Here is a 25,478-nt window from a genome sequence, read left to right on the forward strand (position 1 = left end):
CCGCGAACGGTGGCCTTCGGATCAGCGGGAAGTGATCAGATGACTTCCTGCGCGAGTTCGCCCTTGGCGTACTTGGCGGCGACCACCTGCAGGCTGTCGCCCTTGATCCTGGCGCCCTGGCCTTCGCAGCCGAACTCGATGTAGCGCTGCTTGCAGATCTGCTTGGCGGCCTCGCGCGCGGGCTTGAGCCACTCGCGGGCGTCGAACTTCTCGGGGTTCTCGAACAGGAACTTGCGCACCGCGCCGGTCATGGCAAGGCGGATGTCGGTGTCGATGTTGATCTTGCGCACGCCGTACTTGATGGCTTCCTGGATTTCCTCGACGGGCACGCCGTAGGTTTCCTTCATGTTGCCGCCGTACTTGCGGATGATTTCGAGCAGGTCCTGCGGGACCGACGACGAGCCGTGCATCACCAGGTGGGTGTTGGGCAGGCGGGCGTGGATTTCCTTCACGCGCTGGATCGACAGGATGTCGCCCGTGGGCTTGCGGGTGAACTTGTAGGCGCCGTGGCTGGTGCCGATGGCGATGGCCAGCGCGTCGAGCTGCGTGGCCTTGACGAACTGGGCGGCTTCCTCGGGGTCGGTCAGCAGCGCGGAGTGGTCGAGCACGCCTTCGGCGCCGATGCCGTCTTCCTCGCCGGCCATGCCGGTCTCCAGCGAGCCCAGGCAGCCCAGCTCGCCCTCGACGGTCACGCCGACCTTGTGCGCCAGCTGCACGACCCTGCGGGTCACGTCGACGTTGTAGTCGAAGGAGGCGGGCGTCTTGCCGTCTTCATGCAGGGAGCCGTCCATCATGACAGACGAAAAACCGAGGTCGATGGCACCCTGGCAGATGGCCGGGCTCTGGCCGTGGTCCTGGTGCATGACCAGCGGGATGTTCGGGTACTGCTCGATGGCGGCCTGGATCAGGTGCTTGATGAAGGCCTCGCCGGCGTATTTGCGGGCGCCTGCGCTGGCCTGCAGGATGACGGGCGCGCCGGTTTCCTTGGCGGCCTCCATGACGGCCTGGACCTGTTCGAGGTTATTGACGTTGAAGGCCGGAATGCCGTAGCCATTGGCTGCGGCATGGTCGAGCAGTTCGCGCATCGAGACGAGTGCCATGGGAAATACCTCGCGGGAAATTGGAAAAAGAAGAAGACGGAAAGGCGGGAAAAACTGCCGCAATTCTACCGAGCACCCTTGTGGGACAGGACCGACGCCAGCCCGAGGAAATCCATGACAGGCGGCAGCACCGGCCCGCCCAGCCACTGGATGGGCCTGGCGAAGGCGCCGATCAGCGTCACGTGGCTCAGGTCGTCGAACAGCCTGACCTCGACCGGTACGCCCGCCGCGCGCAGCGCCGCGGCCATCTGCCCCGTGTTGCGGTCGGGGTAGACCAGCTCGTCCTTCGACGCCGCCATGAGCAGGGCGCGCGGCGACCCGGACGTGACGTGCGCCAGCGGCTGTGAATCGCGCGGCGTGTCCGGCCAGTTGAAGGCCACCTGCGCCTGCGGGTCGCCGATGGGCAGGAAGTCGTAGGGGCCGGCCAGGCCTATCCAGCCCGCGAGCTGCGTCGGGCTGGCGCCCAGTTCCCCGAGCCAGCGCCCGTCGAGCGCGACCATCGCGGCGTTGTAGCCGCCCGAGCTGTGGCCCATGACGTACACCCGCTTCGGATCGGCGCCCAGCCGGGCCGCATTGTCGAGCGCCCATTTGGTGGCCAGCGCGCTGTCGCGCACGAACGCCGGGTAGGTGAAGGCCGGCGAGAGCCCGTAGTCGGGCACCACCACCACGGCGCCCCGTGCGGCCAGCGCCTCGCCGACGAACCGGTAGCTGGCGCGGTCGCCGTTCGTCCAGGTGCCGCCGTAGAAGAACACGACCAGCGGCCGGGCGCCCGGCGCCGGCTGCACGGACGGCAGCGGCCGGTACACGTCGAGCAGCTGGCGCGGCGCCTCGCCGTAGGCGATGCCGCCCTGGAACTGGTAGGTGTCGGTGGGCACCAGGCCGTTGAGCACCTTGACCGGCGAACAGGCCGAAAGCAATGCGGAGGCGAGGGCAAGGGCGAGGACGAAGGCGCCGCGGCGCCGGAGAAATGACGCGGGGGAGGGAGGAATCATCCGTGCTGTACGCAGACAGCCGCGCGCCGGTTTCGTCAGATCGGCAGCTGAGTGGTCGAAAGCACCTGCTTGAGCACGATGAAAGTGCGGATCTGCCGCACCCCCGGCAGGTACAGCAGCTGCTCGGCGTGCAGGCGGTTGAAGCTGTCGTTGTCGCGGGTGCGCACGAGCATGAAGTAGTCGAATTCGCCCGACACCACGTGGCATTCGAGGCAGCCCGAGACCTTCTGGGCGGCCTTCTCGAAGTCGGAGAAGGAGTCGGGCGTGGAGCGGTCGAGCACCACGCCGATCATCACCAGCATGCTGGCGTCGAGCGCGTCGGGGTCGAGCAGCGCGACGATGCCCTTGATGAGGCCCGCCGCCTTGAGCCGCTCCACGCGGCGCAGGCAGGCGGCCGGGCTCAGGTTGACCTTGGCGGCCAGCGCCACGTTCGACAGCGAGGCGTCGCGCTGCATGGTGCGCAGGATGGCGCGGTCGGTGCGGTCGAGCTCCGGGGTGTCACGCAATTTTGTTGTGCTCATCTTTTATTCATCAGAACGAAAGCATTGGATTCCTCGATATTGCCTCTTTTTCTCTGACAGATCCAACAAACTTCGCAAGCACGTTGTGCGGCATTGTTCCTACGATGGAGGCTTCGACACACCCCTCCTTCTTCCTCCCTTTGCTGGAACTGCCGCCATGAACCTCGAGAAATTTCCCCGCTACCCGCTGACCTTCGGCCCCACGCCGATCCAGCCTCTCAAGCGCCTAAGCGCGCACCTGGGCGGCAAGGTCGACCTCTATGCCAAGCGCGAGGACTGCAACAGCGGCCTGGCCTTCGGCGGCAACAAGACGCGCAAGCTCGAATACCTGATCCCCGAGGCGATCGAAGGCGGCTACGACACGCTGGTGTCCATCGGCGGCATCCAGTCGAACCAGACGCGGCAGGTCGCGGCCGTGGCGGCACACCTCGGCATGAAGTGCGTGCTGGTGCAGGAGAACTGGGTCAACTACTCCGACGCGGTGTACGACCGGGTCGGCAACATCGAGATGTCACGCATCATGGGCGCCGACGTGCGCCTGGACGCAGCGGGCTTCGACATCGGCATCCGCAAGAGCTGGGAAGACGCCATGGAGAGCGTCCGCAAGGCCGGCGGCAAGCCGTTCCCGATTCCCGCGGGCTGCTCGGAGCATCCGCGCGGCGGCCTGGGTTTCGTCGGCTTTGCCGAGGAAGTGCGCCAGCAGGAGGCCGAGCTGGGCTTCAAGTTCGACTACATCGTGGTCTGCTCCGTCACGGGCAGCACCCAGGCCGGCATGGTGGTGGGCTTCGCCGCCGACGGCCGCGCCGACCGCGTGATCGGCATCGACGCCTCGGCCAAGCCGCAGCAGACCTTCGACCAGATCCTGCGCATCGCCAAGAACACGGCTGAACTGGTGGAGCTGGGCCGCGACATCACCGAGAAGGACATCGTGCTCGACCGCCGCTTCGGCGGCCCTGAATACGGCCTGCCCAACGAGGGTACGCTCGAAGCCATCCGCCTGAGCGCGCGCTTCGAGGCCATGCTGACCGACCCCGTGTACGAGGGCAAGTCGATGCACGGGATGATCGAGAAGGTGCGCCTGGGCGAATTCCCGGCGGGCTCGAAGGTGCTGTACGCGCACCTGGGCGGCGTGCCCGCGCTGAACGCTTATAGCTTCCTGTTCAGGAACGGATAAGTTCCAGGAACACCGCGGAACCGGCTCTGCCGGGCCGCAGGTGTTGCCCCCTGCAAGGGGGTTGGCGCAGCGACACGAAGTGCGCGAAGCCTGGGGGTTTGCTTAACTTGCTCTGCAGATCTTCAGCATGTTGGTGCCGCCGGGGGCACCCATCGGCTCGCCGCAGGTGATGGCGTAGACATCGCCGCTTTGCACGATGCCGCGCTTCTTCAGGTGGTTCTCGGCCTGCAGCAGCGCGGTGTCGCGGTCGCTTTCCGAATCCATCAGCAGCGGGCGCACGTTGCGGTAGAGCGCCATCTTGCGCTGCGTGGCGAGGCGCGAGGTCAGCGCGTACATGGGAATGTGCGCGCGGTGGCGGCTCATCCACAGCGGCGTGGAGCCCGACTCGGTGAGCGCCACGATGGCCTTGGCGCCCAGGTGGTGGGCGGTGAAGAGCGCGCCCATGGCGATCGACTGGTCGATGCGGCTGTAGTTCTGGCCGCTGAAGTCGGCGTCGAGCTGCTTGTCCTCGGCGGCTTCGGCGGCCTCGCAGATGCGGCTCATCTCCTGGACGGTCTCGAGCGGGTAGCGGCCCGAGGCCGTTTCGGCCGAGAGCATCACGGCGTCGGTGCCGTCGAGCACGGCGTTGGCCACGTCGCTCACCTCGGCGCGCGTGGGCACGGGGTTGGTGATCATCGACTCCATCATCTGGGTCGCGGTGATGACCACCTTGTCCATCTCGCGGGCCATGCGGATCATCTTCTTCTGCAGCGCGGGCACTGCCGCGTTGCCCACCTCGACCGCGAGGTCGCCGCGCGCGACCATGATGCCGTCGCTGGCACGCAGGATCTCTTCGAGCTTCGGAATGGCCTCGGCGCGCTCGATCTTGGCGATCATGCCGGGCTTGTGGCCGTATTCGGCGGCGGCCACGTTGCACAGCTGGCGCGCCATTTCCATGTCGGTGGCGTTCTTGGGGAAGCTCACGGCGACGTAGTCGGCCTGGAAGCTCATCGCGGTCTTGATGTCCTCCATGTCCTTGGCCGTCAGCGCGGGCGCGGTGAGGCCGCCGCCCTGCTTGTTGATGCCCTTGTTGTTCGAGAGCTCGCCGCCGAGCTTCACGGTGGTGTGCACGGCCTCGCCCTTGACGGCGTCCACCGTCAGCACGATGAGGCCGTCGTTCAGCAGCAGCCTGTCGCCGGGCTTCACGTCGCGCGGCAGGTCCTTGTAGTCGAGGCCCACGGCATCGGCGTCGCCAAGCTCGGTGCGCGAGGCGTCGAGCACGAACTTGGCGCCGGCCTCTAGCCAGACCTTGCCCTGCGCGAACTTGCCCACGCGGATCTTCGGGCCCTGCAGGTCGGCCATGATGGCCACTTCGCGCCCGGCCTTGCGGGCGGCTTCGCGCACCATGGTGGCGCGATCGATGTGGTCCTGCGCCGTACCGTGGCTGAAGTTCAGCCGCACCACGCTGACCTTGGCCAGGATCATCTTTTCCAGCAGTTCGGGCGTGCTGGACGCCGGACCGAGGGTGGCAACGATCTTGGTGGCGTGGCGGGGAATGCGGTCCGTGCTCATGAGGGTAGTCTCCGTTTTGTATTCGCTACTGTATACACTTTGTGTGTCGAACGGAAGTCACCCATGGGTTTTCCCGCTTCGGGTTTCGCTCAGCCCGCGGCGCGCTTCGACAGGATCTCGAAGGCCGGCAGGGTCTTGCCTTCCAGCACTTCCAGGAAGGCGCCGCCGCCGGTCGAGATGTAGCCGACCTGCTTCTCGATGCCGTACTTGGCGATGGCCGCCAGCGTGTCGCCGCCGCCGGCGATCGAGAACGCGCTGCTCTCGGCGATGGCCTGCGCGATGGCCTTGGTGCCGCCCGCGAAGGCGTCGAACTCGAACACGCCCACCGGGCCGTTCCAGACGATGGTGCCGGCCTCGCGCAGCTGCGCGGCGAGCTGGGCCGCCGTCTTCGGGCCGATGTCGAGGATCAGGTCGTCGTCGGCCACGTCGCTCGCGTCCTTGACGGTGGCGGCCGCGTCGGCCGCGAAGGTCTTGGCCGTGACCACGTCCACCGGAATGGGCACGTCGGCGCCGCGCGCGCGCATGGCGTCGATCACCGCCTTGGCCTGGTCGACCAGGTCGGGCTCGGCCAGCGACTTGCCGATCTTCAGGCCCGCGGCCAGCATGAAGGTGTTGGCGATGCCGCCGCCCACGATGAGCTGGTCGACGTTGGCCGACAGGCTCTTCAGGATGGTCAGCTTGGTGCTCACCTTGGAACCCGCCACGATGGCCACCAGCGGCCGCTTCGGCTGCGCCAGCGCCTTGGTGATGGCGTCGATCTCGGCCGCCAGCAGCGGGCCGGCGGCGGCCACCTTGGCGAACTGCGCGATGCCGTAGGTGGTGGCCTCGGCGCGGTGCGCGGTGCCGAAGGCGTCGTTCACGTAGATCTCGGTGAGCGCGGCCAGCTTGCGGGCCAGGCCTTCGTCGTTCTTCTTCTCGCCCTTGTTGACGCGGCAGTTCTCGAGCAGCACGACCTGGCCGGGCTTCACGTCGACGCCGTCGACCCAGTTGGAGACCAGGGGAACTTCACGGCCGAGCAGCTCGCCCAGGCGCTTGGCGACGGGCGCCAGCGAGTCCTCGGGCTTGAACTCGCCCTCCGTCGGGCGGCCCAGGTGCGAGGTGACCATCACGGCGGCGCCGGCGTCCAGCGCCAGCTTGATGCAGGGCACGGAGGCGCGGATGCGCGTGTCTTCGGTGATGTTGCCGGCGTCGTCCTGCGGCACGTTGAGGTCGGCACGGATGAAGACGCGCTGGCCGGCGGCCTTGCCCTGCGCGCAGAGGTCGGTGAATCGAATGACGTTCATTGGAGAAACCTGGAGAAAATTGGAAGACGGGGGATCGGCTGCATTGTAGTTTTGGCCCCATCGCCGCTCTATGCGCCTCTTGCCGCGCACCGATGCTTTTCAGCCCTTTTGCTGCTGCTCGCGCGCAAAGCCTTCCAGCACCTCGACGAAGCTCGCCGCCGCCGGCGACAGCGAGCGCCGCGCCGCGCTGTAGACGCACACCTCGCGATGGAAGTCGGGCGACTCCAGCCGCACCATCTGCAGGCCGTGTGCGCGCACCAGCGGCGCCGAATACGTGGGGCACACGGTCAGCCCCAGCCCCGAGGCCACCATGCCCAGCGCGGTGGTCATGTACGACACCTCCTGCGTGCCGGAGCGCAGCATGTACTCGCGCTCGGCGGGCGCCAGCTCGGGCAGCACGCGCTGGCGGAAGTCGCGCGTGGGCGCGATGAAGGTGTAGGGGCCGAGCTCGTGCCAGCGCACCTTGCGGCGATTGGCGAAGGCGTGGCCCGGCGGGCAGATCAGCCAGTGCCGGTCGCGCAGCAGCGTGCGGCGCTCGATGGCGTCGTCGACCGGCACGTCCTGACCCACGGCCAGTTCCACGTCGCCCGCCGTCACGCCCGCGAGCAGGTGCTCGGGCAGGGTGTCGGCCAGGCGCACGTCGACGTCGGGGTACTGCTCGCGGTAGAGGGCGATCACGCGCGGCATCAGGGTGCAGGCCATGAGCTGCGGCGCGGCAAGCCGTAGCAAGCCTTTCTTCTTGTCACGCAAATCCGTGACGCCCGCCACCGCGCCGGCCAGGTCGCCCAGCAGCCGGTGCACAGAAGGCAGGAACTCGCGCCCCGCCTCCGACAGCTGCACGCGGCGCGTGTTGCGGTCGAGCAGCTGCACGCCCATCTCGCGCTCCAGCTCGCGCACCAGCACGCTGAGTGCCGACTGCGTGAGGTGCAGCTGCTGCGCCGCGGCGGTGAAGCTGCCGGTTTCGGCCACGGCGGCGAAGGCCCGCAGCTGGCGCAGGGTGAGGTTCATATATACGGTTATTTCATCAATCGATGAATTAATTTCGATTGCATCATAAGACGCGGCATCGCCCAATACCGGCTCACCGGAGACACGAGCCATGCCGACCCCACCACCGCCCGTGCGCGGGCTGCACCACTTCGCCTGGCGCTGCCGCGACAGCGAGGAAACCCGCCGCTTCTACGAAGACCTGCTCGGCCTGCCGCTGGCCCACGTCATCAAGAGCGACCACGTGCCGAGCACCGGCGAGTACTGCCCCTACGTCCACATCTTCTTCCAGATGCGCGACGGCTCTTACATCGCCTTCTTCGACCTCGGCGACGACATCGCCGCGCTGCCCTCGCCCAACACGCCCTCGTGGGTAAACCACATCGCGCTGCGCGTCGATTCGGTGGCCGACCTGCTGGCCGCCAAGGCGCGGCTCGAAGGCGCGGGCGTCGAGGTGCTGGGCGTGACCGACCACCACATCATCGAATCGATCTACTTCTTCGACCCCAACGGCATTCGCGTGGAGCTGACCACGCCGACCGTGCCGCAATCGGAGATGGACGCGCACGCGCTGCGCGCCCGGGCAGATCTCGACGCGTGGACCGCGCGCAAGGCCGGTCTGCGTGCGGCAAGGGGCGCGTCGAATGCCTGAGCTGCAACTCGCCGTCATCGACGTGAAGCCCGGCGCGGCCATGGAGAGCCAGTCGGGCCTGCAGCTGCTGCGCCCGCGCATCTACGGCGCCTACCGCTCGCCGCAGGGCCCGAAGAAGATCGCCGCCATCGTGATGCACCCCACGAGCAACTTCATGGGCCACTACCTGATCGGCCCGCTGGCCGAGCGCGGCATCTGCTGCATGGGCCTGAACTCGCGCTTCGTGGGCAACGACACGGTGCTGCTGATGGAGCGCGCCATCCAGGACCTGGGCGCCGGCGTGCAGTACCTGCGCTCGGCCGGCTACGAGAAGGTGTTCCTCGTCGGCAACTCCGGCGGCGCCGCGCTCGCGGCCTTCTACCAGGCACAGGCCGAGAAGCTCACCGCCACGCACCTGCCCGACGGCGACCCCACGCACCTGCACCCCGACGACCTGCCGCCCGTGGACGGCATCGCCCTGTGCGCCGCGCACCTGGGCCGCACCCGGCTGATGCGCGACTGGATCGACCCCTCGGTCACCGACGAGCACGACCCGCTCTCGGTCGACCCCGAGCTCGACATGTACGACGCGCGCCACCGCGTGCCCTACGACCGCGACTTCCTCGCGCGCTTCAGCGCCGCGCAGAAGGCGCGGCTCGATCGCATCGAGCAGTGGTGCATCGACCGCCTCGCATTGCTGCGCGGCACGCCCGGCGCGCCGCGCGACCAGACCTTCATCGTCTACCGCACGCACGCCGATCCGCGCTGCGTGGACCTCTCGCTCGACCCCAACGATCGCCTGCCCGGCAGCGTCTGGGGCGACGCGCGGCAGGTGAACTACTCGGCCAACGCGATGGGGCGCACCACCTCGCTCACGGCCTTCCTCTCGCAGTGGTCGTCGCGCTCGCAGGCCGACGGTCCAACCAACCTCGCGCGCACCACGGTGCCGAAGCTGCTGCTGACCTACACGGGCGACCAGTCGACCTTCCCGAGCACGCGCGATGCGTGGATGACGGCGGGCGGATCGCGCATCCGCAACGTCGACATCGCCGGCGGCAACCACTACCTCGCAGGGCAGCCGGAGCTGATCCCGAAGGCGGCGGACGCCATCGCCGAGTTCGCGCACGCGCTGTAGCCGCAGAGCCCCCATGGAAAACTTCGCTTTCGCACCGGCCTACGAGCTGCCGGCCTGGCCCTTCACGCCGCCGCCCGAGCTCGGCAGCACGAAGCCCGTGCGGCATCCGATCGTGATCGTCGGCGCCGGCCCCTCGGGCCTCACGCTGGCCTGCGACCTCGCGCAACGCGGTGTGCGCGCCGTGCTGCTGGACGAGGACGACACCGTCGGCGTGCGCGGCGCATCGTCGCGCGGCATCTGCTACGCGCAGAAGAGCCTGGAGATCTTCGAGCGCCTGGGCATCTACGAGCGCATCGCGGCCAAGGGCATCACCTGGTCGTTCGGGCGCACCTTCTCGGGCGAGCAGGAGGTCTACAACTTCAACCTGCAGGCCAACAGCGTCTCGCGGCAGCCACCCTTCATCAACCTGCAGCAGTTCTACGTCGAGTGGTTCCTGGTCGACCGCATCGTCGAGCTGGGGCTGACCGACCTTCGTTGGAAGAACCGCGTCACGCGTGTGGAGCAGCTCGCCGACGGCGTGCGTCTGGAAGTCGAGACCCCCGCCGGCAGCTACACCATCGAGGCCGACCGGCTCATCGACGCCACCGGCGCCAACAGCGCCATCCGCACGCAGATGGGCATCGACGCGCACTCCTCGCGCAGCACCGACCGCTGGTGCATCAGCGACGTGCGCTTCAGGAAGCCGCTGCCCACCGAGCGCTGGACCTGGGTGGACGCGCCCTTCAACGAAGGCCGCGGCGTGTGGCAGCACCTGATGGCCGACGGCGTGTGGCGCATCGACTACCAGATGCCCGAGGACTGCGACACCGCCTACATCAGCAAGCCCGAAGTGGCCGGCGCGCGGCTGCGCGAGCAGCTGGGGCCGGACGTGGAGTTCGAGTTCGTCTGGATCGGCCCCTACGGCTACCGCGACCACCTGCTCGACAGCTTCCGCCACGGCCGCGTGTTCTTCATCGGCGACGCGGCGCACGTGGTGAGCCCCTTCGGCGCGCGCGGCGGCAACAGCGGCATCCAGGACGCGGCCAACCTCGGCTGGAAGCTCGCGCTCGTCGCGCAGGGCAAGGCCGGCGACGCGCTGCTCGACAGCTACGACGCCGAGCGCCAGCCCGCCGCGAAGCAGAACCTGCAGGTGACCAGCCGATCGGCACGCTTCCTCGCGCCGCGCTCGCCCGCCGAGCACACGCTGCGCCGCGCGGTGGTGGCGCTGGCGGCGCGCTACCCCTTCGCGCGGGCGCTCGTCAACACCGGTCGCATGTCGGTGGCCAACGACTATCCGCCCGCGCCGCTGCTGCCCGAGGGCGCGCGCTCGGTACAGAACCTGCCGCTGCGCCTGGCCGATGGCCGCGAGACGACGCTGATGCAGATGCTTGCCGAAGGCACCGAGTGCATCGGCCTGTGGTTCGCGCCGACACGCGAGCAGGCGAGAGCGGCGCTCGATGCCATCGCGTCGCTGCCGTTGCGCCTGCTGGCCGTGGGCGGCGACAGCGGCCTGCCCACGCTGCAGGCCGACGAAAAGCTCGCGAGCCATCTCGGCGCAGGCGACGCAGGCAGCTTCGTCCTCGTGCGCCCCGACGCCTACCGTGCCGCCGTGCTGCCCAACGCCACGCCCGAAACCATCGCGTCCGCCGTGCGCACCGCGCTGGCCTCCAACGAGTGCAACCCATGATCACCGAGCCCCGCATCCCCGATCCCGACGGCTTCTACGCCGCGCTGCTCGCCGCCCACGAAGGCCGCAGCGAGGCGCAGAGCGCCGACCTCAACGCGCGCCTCGTGCTGTTGCTGGCCAACCAGTGCGCCGACCAGGACGTGCTGCTTGCCTGCATCCGCGCGGCGGCCGAAGAAGAACCCACGACGACGGAGCACGACACCCCATGACCACGAGCGTTTCCTTCGCATCCGCCTCCGACACCCGCGAGCAGAAGCCCCGCCTGCAGGAGCTCGGCCCCGGCGCCTACGGCTACATCAGCGACTTCGATCCCAATTGCGGCTTCGTCGTCGGCGACGAGCACGTGGTGCTGATCGACACCCGCCCCACGCCGCGCATGGCGCGCGACTTCCTGGCCGCCATCCGCACGGTGACCGACAAGCCGATCCGCACCATCGTGCTCACGCACTACCACGCGGTGCGGGTGATGGGCGCCAGCGCCTTCGCCGAGGTGCGCGACATCGTCGCCAGCAGCGGCACGCTCTACTGGATCCGCACGCGCGGCCAGGCCGACTTCGACTCGGAGGTCGGCCGCTTTCCGCGACTGTTCGCTGGCGTCGAGGAGATACCGGGCCTGACCATGCCCACGAAGGTCTTCGACCGCGAGATGACGCTGCCGCTGGGCGGCAGCCGCGAGCTGCGACTGATGTCGCTGGGCCGCGGCCATTCGGGCGGCGACGCGGTCGCATGGCTGCCCGACTGCGGCGTGCTGTTCTCGGGCGACGTGGTCGAGAACCGATGCGGCGTGTACGCGGGCGACGCCTACATCGGCGACTGGGCCGGCACGCTCGAGGCGGTGGCCGCGCTGAAGCCGCGCGTGCTGGTGCCCGGCCGCGGCGCGGTGCTGCAGGACGAGGCCGCCTGCGCCGAGGCCATCGGCCTCACCAAGGCATTTCTCTCGACGCTGCTGGAGAGCGTGAAGGCCGGCATCGCGGCCGGCGAAACCCTCAAGGGCTGCTTCGCGCGCGCCGAGGCGGCAATGACCCCGCGCTTCGGCGACTGGCCCGTGTTCCAGCACGTGCTGCCCTTCGACGTCTCGCGCGCCTACGACGAGCTGCGCGGCATCGAGCACCCGGTGGTGTGGACCGCCGATCGCGACCGCGAGCTGTGGCAGACCTTACGCGGCTAGCAGGCGAGCCCGACCGATTTCAAGAACGAGCAACGGAGACAAGAGACGATGAGGCGATTCCTACCCATGCTGGCCGCAGCCCTCGCGATGGCCACTTCCAACTTCGCATCGGCGCAGACGACCACCTACCCCACGCAGCCGATCAAATGGATCGTGCCCTACGTGGCCGGCGGCGGCACCGACAACCTCGCGCGCACGCTGGCCGATGCGATGCAGCCGTCGCTGGGGCAGCCGCTCATCATCGACAACCGGCCGGGCGCCTCCACCAACATCGGCGTGGGCGTGATGATGCAGGCCAGGCCCGATGGCTACACCATCATGCAGGCAGAGAACGCCGCGCTGCTCTTCAATGAGCACATGTTCGCCAAGCTGCCGTACAAGCCCGCGAGCGACTTCACCTACATCGGCACCATCGGGCGCTTCCCGGTGGCGCTGGTGGTGCACCCGGACTTTCCCGCGAAGAACGTGGCGGAGTTCGTGCGCTACGTGAAGGCCAACCCGGACAAGGTGAGCTACGCCTCGCCGGGCAACGGCTCGCCGCACCACATGGCGATGGAGCTCTTCAAGCAGAAGGCCGGGCTGACCATCACGCACGTGCCGTACAAGGGCGCGGCGCCGGCCATGACCGACGTGATGGGCGGCCAGGTGCCGACGATGATGCTGGACCTGGCCTCGGGCCTGCCGATCATCAAGTCGGGCAAGGTGCGGGTGCTGGCCATCGCGCTGCCGCAGCGCGCGAGCGCCCTGCCGGACGTTCCGACCTTCGTCGAGGCCGGCTTCAGCGACGTCAACGCCTACGCCTTCCACGGCCTGATCGGCCCGGCCGGCATGCCGCCGGAAGCGGTGGCGCGGCTCAACGCCGAGCTGCACAAGGCGATGAAGGCGCCGAAGGTGGTGAAGCTGTTCGCGGACTTCGGCTTCGAGGCGCTGCCGGGGACGCCGCAGGATTTCTACAAGCTCTCGCGTGCCGAGAGCGAGCGCTGGGGGAAGATCATCGTCGCGGCCGGCGTGAAGCTCGACTGAGGAACCGGGAGCCTCCCGCCAGTCGGCCGCCTACCAGCCCAGTCCGAGGTGCAGCGGCAGGTACACCGCCATGCCCGCGAGCATCGTGCCCAGCACGCCGCGCCGCCAGTAGAAGTAGGCGGCGCCGACCACCGCCGCGTACAGGCGCGCGTCGTGCAGCGTGGTGATGAGGTGGCCCTGCGTCATGACGATCTCGGGCGCGATCACGCCCGCGAGCGCCGCGGCCGGCGCATAGTGCAGCGCGCGATGCGCCCACTCGGGCAGGCCCCAGGGCCGGTCGAGGATGAAGAAGAAGCAGCGCGTGAGCACGGTGACCAGCGCCAGGCCGACGATCACGCCCATGGTCCACCAGTCGGTGGTCGCGGCGGCGCTGTTCACTTGTCGTCCTCCACGTTCGGGTCGAGCCCGAGCTGCTTCTCGAGCCAGAAGCACAGCAGCACCGCCACGCCGATCGCGACCACGATGTTGAGCTTCAGCGGCAGCGCGTAGGCCGCGACCGCCGTGGCGCCGGCGATCAGCGCGGCCAGCACGCGCAGGCGCGTCGTCGCCATCGAGCAGACGATGGCCACCAGGCTCAGCACGCCGGCGAAGCTCAGGCCCCAGGTCTGGGGAATGAAGTTGGCCAGCGCGATGCCAAGCAGGCTCATGCCCATCCAGGCGCACCAGGTGACGAAGTAGTTGCCGGTGAGGTAGGCCTCCTGCGCCTGCTGCTCGGCCACTGTCAGCGGCGGCTTGGGGTACTTCTTCGTGAAGAGCGCGTAGCTCATGTCGGCCGTGAGGTAGCCGTGCAGCATGCGGCGCCAGCGCGGCATGTGCATGAGGTAGGGCCGCAGGTGCAGGCTGAACACCACGAAGCGCAGGTTGACGCAGAAGCCCGTCGCCAGGATCACCCAGGCCGGCGCCCCGGCGAAGAGCAGCGGAATGGCCGCGAGCTGCGAGCTGCCTGCGTAGACCAGCAGCGTCATCGCCACTGCCTCGACCACGCTCATGTTCGACTTGACCATGGCCACGCCGGTCATGAGCCCCCAGGCGCCGATGCCCAGCGCCACGGGCGTCATGTCGCGCACGCCGACGCGAAACTCCGGGCGGCTGCGGATGCTGCGCGAGAGGAACATCAGCCGAACGCCTGCCCGGGCTTCAGGTCGAAGCCGTGCAGGAAGTCGGCCACGGGCAAGCGCTTGCCGCCGGGCCGCTGCAGTTCGGTGAGGACGACGGCCGAGCCGGCGGCCGCAGCCACCGTGACGCCGGACGGGTCGACGGCCAGGATGGTGCCCGGTGCGGCCGCCGAAGCCGCCGGGGCGTTTTCGGCGCGGGCTGCCCAGAGCTTGACGGTCTCGCCGTCCAGCGGGCTGTTGGCGCCGGGGAACGGATCGAAGGCCAGCACGCGGCGCACGATGGCGTCGGCGGGCTGGTTCCAGTCGACCTGCGCCTCGTGCTTCTCCACCTTGCTGGCGTAGGTGACGCCTTCGGCCGGCTGCGGCGTGCGCGCGAGCGTGCCGATGCGGGCCAGCGCCTCGACGATCATCCTGCCGCCGAGCTCGGCCAGGCGGTCGTGCAGGCGGGCGGTGTTGTCGCCCGCGCCGATGTCGACGGCCTCGCGCAGCAGCATGTCGCCGGTGTCGAGGCCGGCGTCCATCTGCATGATGGTGATGCCGGTCTGCGCGTCGCCGGCCTCGATGGCGCGGTGGATCGGCGCGGCGCCGCGCCAGCGCGGCAGCAGGCTTGCGTGGATGTTCAGGCAGCCGTGCGCCGGCAGGTCGAGCACCCACTGCGGCAGGATCAGGCCGTAGGCGGCGACCACCATCACGTCGGGCTTCAGCGCCAGCAGGGTGTCGCGCGCGGCGGCGGCCTCGTCGGGGTACTTGCCGTCGAGGCGCAGGCTGCGCGGCTGGGCCACGGGCCAGCCGTTGGCGACTGCGCATTGCTTGACGGGGGAGGCCTGCAGCTTCATGCCGCGGCCGGCGGGGCGGTCGGGCTGGCTCATCACCAGCACGATCTCATGGCCGGCGGCGGCGATGGCTTCGAGCGCGACGCGCGCGAACTCGGGCGTGCCCGCGAAGACGACTCTGAGGCGGCTCAATCGCGGATCCGATCGAGCTCGAGATCGTCCCCCGTGTGGTAGCGCCGGACCACGCCGGTCGGATCGATGTAGATGTACAGCATGCGGCGCTCGTTCACGGCCTTGTAGCGCCAGGTCCAGATGGCGCCGTCGAAGGAGCTGACGCGGGTGATCTCATAGGGACGGCCATAGAAGGCCATCACGTCGTTCTGGCGCCACTGGCCGACCTTGATGTCCTGGCCGAAGCGCGCCTCGCTGAGCACCTGCGTCACCGAGACGACCTTGCCGGAGGCGTCGAGGTCGATGTCGACCACCTCGAAGCCGGCCGGCATGCGCGAATACTGCAGCCGCTCGCCGCCGCCCGTGAGCGGATAGCGGCCGGTGGGCGCGCCCAGGCGCTGGAGGGTGTCGGCAGCCGAGGTGCCGGGCTGGATGCGGGTGGGTTCGCTGGCGCAGCCGGCCAGGAGCCCGAGGCCGGCGACCGCGCAGAACGCCAGCGCCGCAAAGGAGCTGCGGCGGCCTGCGGCGGTCATGGAGGGGAGGTTCAAGCCCGCTCCCGCATTTCTTCGCGCTGCTGCTTCAGCAGCTTGCTCTTGATGCGGTTGCGCTTCAGGGGGGAGAGGTACTCGACGAACACCTTGCCCAGCAGGTGGTCGAGTTCGTGCTGGATGCACACGGCCAGCAGGCCTTCGGCCTCGATGGTGCGCGTCTCGCCGTTCTCGTCGAGGGCCTGCACCTTCACCGAGGTGGAACGCAGCACGCCGTCGTAGATGCCGGGCACCGAGAGGCAGCCCTCCTCGTTCAGGATCTTTTCATCGCTGGCCCAGGTGATCTCGGGGTTGATCAGCACGATCGGCTGGTTACGCTCCTCGGACACGTCGATCACGACGAGGCGCTCGTGCACGTCGATCTGCGTGGCGGCCAGGCCGATGCCGTTGGCGTCGTACATGGTCTCCAGCATGTCGGCGACCAGGGCCTTGATGCGCGCGTCGACGCCCTGCACCGGCTTGGCCACGGTGTGCAGGCGCTTGTCCGGGTAACTCAGAATGTTTCGTTTGGCCATGAAATCGGGGGAAAGTTGTGGCTATTTTCGCCAATTCCGCGACGACACGCGGCCGCGGAGCCCGAAAACGTTGCCCTCCCAAGGGCTTCAGCGCAGAATTCGTAGCAAATTGTGAGATTCGTATGCGCAGCGATACGTCGCGCGCTCACCATCCAGACATGAAAAAGCTCAGACTCACCGAACGCCGGCGCCCCTCCTTCCTTGCCACGCTGACAGCCCTGGCGGTGATCGGCAGTTGCGGCGCCACGACGGCCTGGGCTCAGAACTACCCCGTCACGCCGCAGCAGCGCGCCACCGCGCAGCAGACCGCCCAGACCGGCGTTCCCCTGAGCGAACTGGCACCCAACGCACCCGACGAGTACACCGTCAAGCCGGGCGACACGCTCTGGGCCATCTCCCGCCTCTACCTGCTGCGCCCCTGGCGCTGGCCGGAGCTCTGGGGCATGAACATCAATGAAATCGCCAATCCGCACCGGATCTACCCCGGCCAGGTGCTCTACCTGGACAAGACGGGCGGCCGCGCGCGCCTGACCATGCGCCGCGGCGGGTCCGGCGGCGACGGCGGGACCATCAAGCTGTCACCGCGCACCCGTTTCGACTCGCTGGCCGGCATGGCGCTGCCCACGCTCAACCCGAGCATCATCGAGCCGTTCCTGAGCGAACCCATCGTGGTCGACGCCGGCACGCTCGAGGCCGCGCCGCGCATCGTGGCCGGCAACGACAGCCGCGTGCTGCTGTCGCGCGGCGACCGGGCCTATGCCCGCGGCACCGCCGAGGCGCCGCTGGTCGAGATTCCCGGCCCGGTGCAGAACTTCCGCATCTTCCGCAACGCCACGCCGCTGAAGGACCCGGGCACGGGCGAGATCCTCGGCTACGAGGCGCAGTACCTGGGCAAGGCGCGCCTGCAGCGCGGCGAGTCGACCACCATCGAGACGGTCGAGAACAAGGACCTCATCACGGTGGTGCCCGCCAGCATCGACATCATCGCCTCGCGCGAGGAAATGCGCGCCGGCGACCGCCTGCTGCCCGAGCCGCCGCGCCAGCTGTTGAGCTACGTGCCGCGCGCCCCGTCCACGCAGGTCGACGGCCGCATCATCTCGGTCTACGGCAACGCGGTGCAGTTCGCGGCGCAGAACCAGGTGGTGGCCATCAACAAGGGCACGCGCGACGGCATCGACAACGGCCACGTGCTGGCGATCCTGAAGAACGGCGAGACCATCCTCGACCGCACCGGCGCCAGCAAGGAAACCATCAAGCTGCCGAACGAACGCATCGGCCTGCTGATGGTCTTCCGCACCTTCGAGAAGGTCTCCTACGCGCTGGTGCTCGAAATCAACGACACTCCGCGCGCCGGCGACTTCCTCGTCAATCCCTGACCCGCGAACCCGGCCTTTCTTCTCGCACACTCGTTTGGAACGCGCAGAACTCGCAGGCTGGCTGCGGCTTTCGCTGACGCCCGGCATCGGTGACGGTGCCGCGCGCCGTCTTCTCTCGGCCTTCGGGCTGCCCGAGCGCATCTTCGCGCAGCCCGACGCCGCGCTGCGCGAGGTCGTCTCGCATGCGCAGGCCGAGGCGCTGATGCAGCCGCCCGCCGGCCTGCAGGCGCAGATCGACCTGACCTGGCAGTGGCTGCAGGCTGGCGACGACAGGGTCTCGCGCCGCGTGGTCACGCTCGGCGACGCCGGCTACCCGGCCTCCCTGCTCGAAATGGCCGACCCGCCGCTGATGCTCTACGTGCTCGGCGCCGCCGGCTTCGACCTCACGCAGCTCGGCCACAGCATCGCCGTCGTGGGCAGCCGCAACCCGACGCCGCAGGGCGCGACCAATGCGCGCAGCTTCGGGCGCGCGCTCGGCGAGGCGGGGCTGCCCGTGGTGTCGGGGCTGGCGCTGGGCGTGGACGGCGCGGCGCACACCGGCGCGCTCGATGCGGCGGGCGATGCGCACCGGCTCGCAACGGTGGCGGTGGTCGGCACCGGGCTCGACCGCGTCTACCCCGCGCGGCACCGCGACCTCGCGCACCGCATCACGCTGCAGGGGCTGATCGTGAGCGAGCTGCCGCTGGGCACGCCGCCCCTCACCCAGAATTTTCCGAAGCGCAACCGGCTCATCGCCGGCCTGGCGCGCGGCACGCTGGTGGTCGAGGCGGCGCTGCAGTCGGGTTCGCTGATCACCGCGCGGCTCACCTCGGAGCAGGGCAAGGAGGTGTTCGCGATCCCGGGCTCGATCCACTCGCCGCAGTCGCGCGGCTGCCATGCGCTGATCCGGCAGGGCGCGAAGCTCGTGGAGTCGGTGAGCGACATCCTCGAGGAGCTGCCGCCCCTGCATGCGCCGCGTGCCGCTTCGGCTCCATCCTTCTCCAACGGAGCGAGCGCGGCTTCGTCGCCGGAAGACCCGCTGCTGGAGGCCCTCGGCTTCGAGCCCGCGAGCCTCGACGCCCTCGGCGCCCGCACCGGCTGGGGCGCGGCCGCGCTGCAGGCCAGGATGCTCGAACTGGAACTGGACGGGCATATCTCCCGATTGCCCGGCGGCCTCTTCCAGCGAGTGGCTTCCACCTAGCCGGCATGGCACGAACGTCGGCTATATTGGGCCCATGTTCGAAGTGCTTGTTTTTGTGTACGAAAACTATTGGCGCGGCGATGCCTGTCCCGAGGCCGAGCAACTGGGCCGCAAGCTCAGCGCCCACGGCTTCGAGGCGGAAGAGATCCGCGAAGCCCTTCACTGGCTCGACGGCCTGAGCCTTGCAACGCAGGGCATGCAGATCGAGCGAAGCTCCGATGACGACGCCGCCGCCACGGTCGTGCTGTCCGGAACGCCTCCCGCGGCCATGCCGCAATCCGCCAACGCGATGCGCGTCTACTCGCAGGCCGAGCAGGACCACCTGGGCGCCGAGTGCCTGGGCTTCATCCGCTTTCTCGAATCGTCGAACGTGCTGCCCTGCGGGCTGCGCGAGATCGTCGTCGAGCGCGCGATGGCCGCACCGGGCGATCCGGTCGCGCTCGACGAGCTGAAGATCATCGTGCTGATGGTGCACTGGAGCACCGGCATCGAGCCCGATGCGTTGGTGCTCGACGAACTCTGCGAGAGCCGCGAAGGCCGCACGGCACACTAGCTAGGTTCGCCCCCAGGCTGCGCGGCACTTCGTGTCCGCTGCGCCAACCCCCTACCGGGGGCAACACCGGAGGCCCGGCGGAGCCGGTTCCTCGGTGTTCCGCGAAAACTGCCGGGCAGCAACTAGTTCAGGAGGCGCTCGGGGTTCGCGTCGAGCTTCGCCAGTGCTTCGCGGGTGGCGCGCACGGTGAGGGTTTCCTCTTCGGCGGGCACCAGCAGGCCGGCCTGCAGGTAGGTCGCCAGGCGTCCTGCCTGGATCAGGAAGCTGCGCCCGTCGCCCGATGCGAACAGGTGCAGCTGCTTGCGGTCGCTGCGCCAGACGAACTGGACCTGGCTCACGCGGTCGTTGTGGTCGAGCATGAACCAGTTGCCCACCTGCAGCTCGTTGGCCCAGGCGACCATGTCCTCGGGCACCTTGCTGCCGGCGGTGTCGGGAATGACCTCGATCGACGCCGCGTCCACGCCGAGCAGCAGTTCGATGCTCTGGGCGTCGAGCGGCAGGTCGGCGGTGCCGCCCACGTCGCTCACGAAATCCTCGAGGTGCGCCAGCCGCTCGGCCATGGCTTCGATCTTGGCCTGCGGGATCGCCTCGGTCTTCGAGAGGAAGGCGTCGGACAGCGTGGCGCCGATGATCTTGATCTGCGCCTCCTGCGGCTCGTCGACGATGCCCAGCAGCGCCATGCCCTGGCGCAGGCGCTGCAGCAGCTGCGGCAGGTCTTGTATGACGCGCGCGCGGTCGGTGCGGTTGGGCTTGGCGCTCGCGGCCCACACGAGGTCGGAGGCCACGCGCTTGAGCATCACGGTCTGCTCGCCCTGGGCGCCGTAGCGCAGCGCGGCGATGGCCAGCACCTCGGCCCAGATCTTGAAGAGGAACTCCCGGATCTCGTCGCGCACCGGCATGTCGTTGAGCATCTTGCGCAGCTCGATGGTGTACTGGATCGCCATCGTCTCCTTCTGCTCGACCTGCTGCGCCACGCTCATCACGCGCTGCGTGGTGTCGCTCTGCGTCAGGTAGCGGTTGAGGAAGGCGACGAACTCGTCGAACACCAGCTTGAACACGCGCTGGCCGGTCTCGGGATACTGCTCGATGACCTGCACCACCCGGCGGATCTCGCCTTCGAGCGCGCTGCCGGTGATGGCGGCCGCGTCGAAGCCCATCACGCAGGAGCCCATGCGGTCGATCAGCATGCGCGCCGGATGCTGCAGGGTGCCGAAGAATTCGGGCTCGGCGATGGCCACGCGCAGCACCGGCATCTGCAGGCGGGCGAACCACACGCGGGCCGAGAACGGAATGCGTTCCTCGGCAAGGATGGCCTGGAACATCAGCGCCACGATCTCGACCGTGGCCTTGTCGGCGGTGGTGGGCGCGCGCTTCTTGAGTTCGGCGCTGCGCCGGCGCAGGTCGACGGCCGTCTGCTGCATCAGCGTGGCCTGCTCGCCGGCGCCTTCCATGTACTGCGTGGCGGCCATCCGGTAGGCCGCCTCGGCCTCGGCGATGGCGCCGGCGAATGTCCTGGAGAACGCGCGCGGCGCCCCGCCGCCGCCCTGGCCCGGCTGGCTGCCGGGGCTGGTGGTACGGCCGTCCGCGCCCGCGGTCTGGAACACCCCGGCGGAGCCTCCGGCGTCGCCGCCGATGCGCGCCGTCACGAAGCGCTTGAGGCTCAGCAGCGCGGTCTGGGCGCGCTGCCGCGCGATCGCCAGCGGCGAACTGCTCATGGTCGACGGAGCGGTCGGCACCGATTGCTGCGGCTGGCCGTCGAATCCGAAGCCGGTGCGCTGCATGTTGTTCTGCGGGCCGGCGGAGACTGCGCCGTCGACCGGGGCCGCACCCGAGCTGCCGCCATTGCCGCCACCGGCTCCTCCAGCGTTACCCGTGCGCCGCACGAAGCTCTTGAGGTCGATCTCCGGCATCACGCCGTTGGCGATCAGGTAGGCGTTGGCGTTCTCGTAGGCCTTGACGATCACGTCGACGAGGCCCTGCTGCACGGTGTCCTGCACCCGGGTCCAGAGCCCGCGGCTCAGGCCCACCGCGAGCCATTGCTCGACCAGCAGCTTGGCCAGCGTCTCGGGCTTGAGCACGTCCTTGGCGTCGAGTTCGGTGGTGCCCTCGAGGTGCTGGATGCGCAGGCGCAGGTCGCTGAGCTCGAAGCTGGCCTTGTCGTGGATCAGCTGGGCGAGCCGCGAGGAGAGGATGTTGCTTTCCACCACCTCGTCGCCGATCAGCTCGAGCCGCAGCGCCGAAGGCATGCTCGACGCGCCGCCGGAACTGGCGGCCAGCGCCTTGCGCCAGCCGGTCTGGGAGAGCGTCACCCACTGCGTCGCCTGGCCCTGGAACGCGACGAAGTCGTCGCGGTTCTCCTGCATGGAGCGGGCGGTGCCGGCCTCGGAGGCCATGGTCGTCAGCCGGTCCTTGATCGCGCGGGCCAGCGGCAGGATGGCGCCTTCGGTCGCCGATACGAAGCGCTCACGCGTCTCGCGTGCGAGCTGCAGGGAAGAGGCGGACCGAGCGGTGCTCATTGAAAAGTCGGAGGGGCCAGGGTGTTCTGTTCGTCGGCGACAACCGCGAGCTTGCATCGGGACGGGCTGCCGCACAAGTGTGGAAGTGCCCGGCGTTGCATGCGAACAGCGCCGGCGGTGTTGCCGCCGCCGGCGCCTTGTTGCCGAACCCTGGAGTATCCGTCAGACGACGGCGCCGGCGTTGGGGTCGTCCTCGGAGCCGCCGTCGCGCTTGGCCGGGCCGCCCTTGACGAGGTCTTCGCGCTTGATGCCCAGCCACATGGCGATTGCCGCCGCCACGAAGCAGGAGGAATAGATGCCGAAGCAGATGCCGATGGTCAGAGCCAGGGCGAAGTAGTGCAGCGTCGGACCGCCGAAGAAGAACATCGACAGCACCACCAGCTGGGTGGAGCCGTGGGTGATGATGGTCCGGCTGATGGTCGAGGTGATCGCGTTGTCGATGATCTCGACCGTCGACATCTTGCGGTAGCGGCGGAAGTTCTCGCGGATGCGGTCAAAGATCACGACCGACTCGTTCACCGAGTAGCCCAGCACCGCCAGCACCGCCGCCAGCACCGCCAGCGAGAACTCCCACTGGAAGAAGGCGAAGAAGCCCAGGATGATCACCACGTCGTGCAGGTTGGCCAGCACGGTAGCCAGCGCAAACTTCCATTCGAAGCGGAACGCCAGGTAGATCATGATGCCGACGACCACCATCGCCAGCGCCTTCAGGCCGTTGGTGGTGAGCTCGTCGCCGACCTGCGGGCCGACGAATTCGTTGCTGCGCAGCTCCACCGCGGGGTCGGCGGCCTTCAGCGAGTCCATCACCTCGGCGCTCTGCTGGGCGGAGGTCACGCCCTTCTTCACCGGCAGGCGGATCTGCACCGACTTGCCGAAGCTCTGGACCTGCACCTCGGTGTAGCCCAGCTTGCCGACGATATCGCGGACCTTTCCGACGTCGGCCGACTGGTTGTAGGCGACTTCCATCACCGTGCCGCCGGTGAACTCCACCGACAGGTGCAGCCCGCGGTGGAACAGGAAGAACACCGCCAGCAGGAAGGTGACAACGGAGACGATGTTCAGCACCAGCGCGTGGCGCATGAACGGGATGGTCTTGTGGATGCGGAAGAATTCCATGGCTGTGCGTCCTTCTTCTGCCGCTTACTTGGTTTCGACCGCGGCGGTGCCGTCGGTCGAGGGGCGCCACACCGTACCGATGGACACCGACTTGAGCTTCTTCTTCTGGCCGTACCAGAAGTTCACGAGGCCGCGCGAGAAGAACACGGCTGAGAACATCGAGGTGACGATGCCGATGCAGTGCACCACCGCGAAGCCGCGCACCGGGCCCGAACCGAAGGCCAGCAGCGCGATACCCGCGATCAGCGTGGTCACGTTGGAGTCCAGGATGGTGCCCCAGGCGCGTTCGTAGCCAGCATGGATCGCCGCCTGCGGCGACGCCCCGTTGCGCAGCTCCTCGCGCACCCGCTCGTTAATCAGCACGTTGGAGTCGATGGCAACGCCGATGGCCAGCGCCATGGCCGCGATGCCCGGCAGCGTGAGCGTGGCCTGCAGGATGGAAAGGATGGCCACCAGCAGCAACAGGTTGACGGCCAGCGCGATCGACGAGAACAGGCCGAACAGCGCGTAGTAGATGCACATGAACACCATGATCGCGGCGAAGCCGTACATCACGCTGTCGAAGCCCTTCTTGATGTTCTCGGCGCCCTGCGTCGGGCCGATGGTGCGTTCCTGGATGATTTCCATGGGCGCGGCCAGCGAGCCGGCGCGCAGCAGCAGCGCGAGGTCGTTGGCTTCGGCCACGCTCATCGAGCCCGAGACCTGGAAGCGGTTGCCCAGCTCGCCGTTGATCGAGGGAGCCGTGAGCACTTCGCCCTTGCCCTTCTCGAAGATCAGCATGGCCATGCGCTTCTTGTAGTTCTCGCGGCTGACGTCACGCATGATGGTGCCGCCCTTGGAGTCCATGGTCAGGTCGACCTTGGGCTGGTTGCTCTGCTGGTCGAAGCCGGGCTGCGCGTCGGTGAGGTTCTCGCCGGTGACCAGCACCTGCTTCTTCACGATCACCGGGCGGCCCTGGCGGTCGAGGAATTTCTCGGAGCCGAAGGGCACCGGGCCGCCGCTCAGTTCAGCGGCGCGGCCTTCGGCGCTTTCGTCCACCATGCGCATCTCGAGCGTGGCGGTGCGGCCGATGATCCGCTTGGCCTGGGCCGGGTCCTGCATGCCGGGCAGCTGCACGACGATGCGGTCGATGCCCTGCTGCTGGATCACGGGTTCGGCCACGCCGAGTTCGTTGATCCGGTTGTGCAGCGTGGTCACGTTCTGCTTGAGCGCCGCGTCCTGGAAGCGGCGGGCGGCCTCGGGCTTGATGCTGGCCACGATGCGCCATTCGCTGCCCTGCTGGGTCTCGACGGTGCTGAGGTCGGGCATCTGGTCCTGGATCAGGCGCCGGGCGACTTCAACGCTGTCGGCGTCGCGCAGGGTGATCTCGACGGCCTGGCCGTTGCGGTTCACGGCGCTGCCGCGCACCTTCTTCTCGCGCAGGCCCGTGCGGATGTCGCCGGCGAAGGACTCGGCCTTCTTGTCGAGCACGCCGCGCATGTCGACCTGCAGCAGGAAGTCGACGCCGCCGCGCAGGTCGAGGCCCAGGTACATCGGGAAGGCGTGCAGCGCCGTCAGCCACGAGGGCGAGCGCGACACGAGGTTGAGCGCCACCGTGTACGAGGCGTCGTCGGCGTCGGGCACCAGCGCCTGCTGGAGCGTGTCGCGCGCCTTGATCTGGTCGTCGGTGGTCGCGAAGCGGGCCCGCACCGCGGTGGGCTCGAGGGTCAGCAGGTCGGGCGTGAGGTCTGCCGTCTTGAGCAGCTCCTGCACCCTGGCCTGGGTCGACGCGTCGATCTTGACGGTGGACTTCGCCGCCGACACCTGCACTGCAGGCGCTTCACCGAAGAAATTGGGCAGGGCGTAGATGAGCCCCACGAGCAGCACGACCACGATGATCGCGTACTTCCAGACCGGGTAACGGTTCATGAGAAAGCGCTTTTTCTGAAACGGAACACGGCGTGAATTGGGGCCCCGCGCCCGAAGGCGCAAGGTCAGCTCACGCTTTTATTTGACGGCGCCCTTGGGCAGGACCTGCACCACGGCGCTGCGCTGGATCTTGATTTCGACGCCGTTGGCGATCTCGAGGCCGAGGTACTGGTCGCCCAGCGAGGTGATCTTGCCGAGCACGCCTCCGGCGGTGGCGACTTCGTCGCCCTTGGCCAGGGCTTCGATCATGGCGCGGGCTTCCTTCTGGCGCTTCATCTGGGGCCGGATCATGACGAAATACAGCACCACGAACATCAGCACCAGGGGCAGCATGCTGCCGAGCGAGGACATCATGTCGCCGCCACCTGCAGCGGGCGCGGTCTGGGCGAAAGCAGAGGAAATGAACAAGAGAGTCTCCAACAGAGGGAAGAGAAAAGAAAACGTGTGGGAGCGCGGGTCACGCCCGCGGTTCCTTG

General features: G+C 68.5%; 25 protein-coding genes. 10 read left to right on the forward strand and 15 right to left on the reverse strand.

The window, feature by feature from the left end; genetic code table 11:
• Positions 1–35: 35 nt before the first annotated feature.
• From fba to FHT32_RS13860, 3 genes are all read right to left on the reverse strand, one after another.
• Positions 36–1,100 (reverse strand): class II fructose-bisphosphate aldolase, encoded by a 1,065-nt coding sequence (gene fba, locus FHT32_RS13850; RefSeq protein WP_176665194.1) that lies wholly within the window; start codon positions 1,098–1,100, stop codon positions 36–38.
• A gap of 65 nt (positions 1,101–1,165) precedes the next feature.
• Positions 1,166–2,092, reverse strand: coding sequence for an alpha/beta hydrolase (locus FHT32_RS13855; RefSeq protein ID WP_176665195.1), 927 nt, complete (start codon positions 2,090–2,092; stop codon positions 1,166–1,168).
• Between the two features lie 35 nt (positions 2,093–2,127).
• Positions 2,128–2,613 carry an Lrp/AsnC family transcriptional regulator gene (locus FHT32_RS13860; protein WP_176665196.1) on the reverse strand — a complete coding sequence of 162 codons (486 nt, stop codon included), beginning with the start codon at positions 2,611–2,613 and terminating at the stop codon, positions 2,128–2,130.
• Between the two features lie 157 nt (positions 2,614–2,770).
• Here FHT32_RS13860 and FHT32_RS13865 point away from each other — a divergent pair, with 157 nt between their 5' ends.
• On the forward strand, positions 2,771–3,787 hold the full coding sequence (locus FHT32_RS13865) for a 1-aminocyclopropane-1-carboxylate deaminase (RefSeq protein WP_093196045.1): 1,017 nt from the start codon (positions 2,771–2,773) through the stop codon (positions 3,785–3,787).
• A 102-nt stretch (positions 3,788–3,889) separates the two neighbouring features.
• On the opposite strand, the gene pyk is transcribed toward FHT32_RS13865, so the two are convergent.
• From pyk to FHT32_RS13880, 3 genes are all read right to left on the reverse strand, one after another.
• Positions 3,890–5,338: a pyruvate kinase gene (pyk, locus tag FHT32_RS13870; protein ID WP_176665197.1), complete on the reverse strand. Its 1,449-nt coding sequence runs from the start codon at positions 5,336–5,338 to the stop codon at positions 3,890–3,892.
• 89 nt (positions 5,339–5,427) lie between these two features.
• Positions 5,428–6,621, reverse strand: coding sequence for a phosphoglycerate kinase (locus FHT32_RS13875; protein ID WP_176665198.1), 1,194 nt, complete (start codon positions 6,619–6,621; stop codon positions 5,428–5,430).
• 99 nt (positions 6,622–6,720) lie between these two features.
• The gene (locus FHT32_RS13880) at positions 6,721–7,629 is read right to left on the reverse strand and encodes a LysR family transcriptional regulator (protein ID WP_176665199.1); all 909 of its coding nucleotides are present in this window, start codon (positions 7,627–7,629) and stop codon (positions 6,721–6,723) included.
• A gap of 91 nt (positions 7,630–7,720) precedes the next feature.
• Here FHT32_RS13880 and FHT32_RS13885 point away from each other — a divergent pair, with 91 nt between their 5' ends.
• From FHT32_RS13885 to FHT32_RS13910, 6 genes are read left to right on the forward strand one after another with little or no spacing between them, the layout of a single operon-like run.
• Positions 7,721–8,260 carry a VOC family protein gene (locus tag FHT32_RS13885; protein WP_176665200.1) on the forward strand — a complete coding sequence of 180 codons (540 nt, stop codon included), beginning with the start codon at positions 7,721–7,723 and terminating at the stop codon, positions 8,258–8,260.
• Positions 8,253–9,374 (forward strand): S9 family peptidase, encoded by a 1,122-nt coding sequence (locus FHT32_RS13890; protein ID WP_176665201.1) that lies wholly within the window; start codon positions 8,253–8,255, stop codon positions 9,372–9,374. The genes FHT32_RS13885 and FHT32_RS13890 overlap by 8 nt, the downstream gene beginning before the upstream one ends.
• 13 nt (positions 9,375–9,387) lie before the next feature.
• Positions 9,388–11,040 (forward strand): FAD-dependent oxidoreductase, encoded by a 1,653-nt coding sequence (locus FHT32_RS13895; protein ID WP_176665202.1) that lies wholly within the window; start codon positions 9,388–9,390, stop codon positions 11,038–11,040.
• A complete protein-coding gene (locus tag FHT32_RS13900) occupies positions 11,037–11,249 on the forward strand; it encodes a DUF2783 domain-containing protein (RefSeq protein WP_176665203.1) in 213 nt (70 codons plus the stop codon). Before FHT32_RS13895 ends, FHT32_RS13900 begins: the two co-directional genes overlap by 4 nt.
• Entirely contained in the window at positions 11,246–12,208 is a 963-nt protein-coding gene (locus tag FHT32_RS13905) for an MBL fold metallo-hydrolase (RefSeq protein WP_176665204.1), read from the forward strand. Before FHT32_RS13900 ends, FHT32_RS13905 begins: the two co-directional genes overlap by 4 nt.
• 48 nt (positions 12,209–12,256) lie before the next feature.
• Positions 12,257–13,231, forward strand: coding sequence for a tripartite tricarboxylate transporter substrate binding protein (locus FHT32_RS13910; RefSeq protein WP_176665205.1), 975 nt, complete (start codon positions 12,257–12,259; stop codon positions 13,229–13,231).
• A gap of 30 nt (positions 13,232–13,261) precedes the next feature.
• Here the strand turns inward: FHT32_RS13910 and FHT32_RS13915 are convergent, their stop codons facing one another.
• The 5 genes from FHT32_RS13915 to def are packed head-to-tail and all read right to left on the reverse strand — an operon-like array spanning position 13,262 to position 16,353.
• Positions 13,262–13,573 (reverse strand): AzlD domain-containing protein, encoded by a 312-nt coding sequence (locus tag FHT32_RS13915; protein ID WP_093055509.1) that lies wholly within the window; start codon positions 13,571–13,573, stop codon positions 13,262–13,264.
• A gap of 32 nt (positions 13,574–13,605) precedes the next feature.
• Positions 13,606–14,346 carry an AzlC family ABC transporter permease gene (locus FHT32_RS13920; protein WP_176665206.1) on the reverse strand — a complete coding sequence of 247 codons (741 nt, stop codon included), beginning with the start codon at positions 14,344–14,346 and terminating at the stop codon, positions 13,606–13,608.
• A complete protein-coding gene (gene fmt / locus FHT32_RS13925) occupies positions 14,346–15,311 on the reverse strand; it encodes a methionyl-tRNA formyltransferase (protein WP_176665207.1) in 966 nt (321 codons plus the stop codon). Before fmt ends, FHT32_RS13920 begins: the two co-directional genes overlap by 1 nt.
• Positions 15,308–15,838 (reverse strand): hypothetical protein, encoded by a 531-nt coding sequence (locus FHT32_RS13930; RefSeq protein WP_256098996.1) that lies wholly within the window; start codon positions 15,836–15,838, stop codon positions 15,308–15,310. Before FHT32_RS13930 ends, fmt begins: the two co-directional genes overlap by 4 nt.
• Entirely contained in the window at positions 15,835–16,353 is a 519-nt protein-coding gene (gene def, locus FHT32_RS13935) for a peptide deformylase (RefSeq protein ID WP_176665208.1), read from the reverse strand. Before def ends, FHT32_RS13930 begins: the two co-directional genes overlap by 4 nt.
• A gap of 158 nt (positions 16,354–16,511) precedes the next feature.
• On the opposite strand from def, the gene FHT32_RS13940 reads away from it, so the two are divergent.
• Genes FHT32_RS13940 through FHT32_RS13950 form a run of 3 tightly spaced genes read left to right on the forward strand, consistent with a single transcriptional unit; the run spans position 16,512 to position 19,462 of the window.
• Positions 16,512–17,729 (forward strand): LysM peptidoglycan-binding domain-containing protein, encoded by a 1,218-nt coding sequence (locus FHT32_RS13940; protein ID WP_176665209.1) that lies wholly within the window; start codon positions 16,512–16,514, stop codon positions 17,727–17,729.
• Between the two features lie 34 nt (positions 17,730–17,763).
• Positions 17,764–18,909 carry a DNA-processing protein DprA gene (gene dprA, locus FHT32_RS13945; RefSeq protein ID WP_176665210.1) on the forward strand — a complete coding sequence of 382 codons (1,146 nt, stop codon included), beginning with the start codon at positions 17,764–17,766 and terminating at the stop codon, positions 18,907–18,909.
• Positions 18,910–18,943: 34 nt separating this feature from the next.
• Positions 18,944–19,462: a DUF494 family protein gene (locus FHT32_RS13950; protein WP_176665211.1), complete on the forward strand. Its 519-nt coding sequence runs from the start codon at positions 18,944–18,946 to the stop codon at positions 19,460–19,462.
• A 122-nt stretch (positions 19,463–19,584) separates the two neighbouring features.
• Here the strand turns inward: FHT32_RS13950 and FHT32_RS13955 are convergent, their stop codons facing one another.
• From FHT32_RS13955 to yajC, 4 genes are all read right to left on the reverse strand, one after another.
• Positions 19,585–21,978 carry a DUF1631 family protein gene (locus tag FHT32_RS13955; protein ID WP_176665212.1) on the reverse strand — a complete coding sequence of 798 codons (2,394 nt, stop codon included), beginning with the start codon at positions 21,976–21,978 and terminating at the stop codon, positions 19,585–19,587.
• A gap of 162 nt (positions 21,979–22,140) precedes the next feature.
• Positions 22,141–23,094, reverse strand: coding sequence for a protein translocase subunit SecF (gene secF, locus FHT32_RS13960; protein WP_176665213.1), 954 nt, complete (start codon positions 23,092–23,094; stop codon positions 22,141–22,143).
• Positions 23,095–23,118: 24 nt separating this feature from the next.
• On the reverse strand, positions 23,119–25,002 hold the full coding sequence (gene secD / locus FHT32_RS13965) for a protein translocase subunit SecD (RefSeq protein ID WP_176665214.1): 1,884 nt from the start codon (positions 25,000–25,002) through the stop codon (positions 23,119–23,121).
• Between the two features lie 78 nt (positions 25,003–25,080).
• Positions 25,081–25,410: a preprotein translocase subunit YajC gene (gene yajC, locus FHT32_RS13970; protein ID WP_125950429.1), complete on the reverse strand. Its 330-nt coding sequence runs from the start codon at positions 25,408–25,410 to the stop codon at positions 25,081–25,083.
• Positions 25,411–25,478 lie beyond the last annotated feature (68 nt).

The sequence above is a fragment of the Variovorax sp. SG517 genome, from assembly GCF_013376045.1.
Classification (GTDB): domain Bacteria; phylum Pseudomonadota; class Gammaproteobacteria; order Burkholderiales; family Burkholderiaceae_C; genus Variovorax.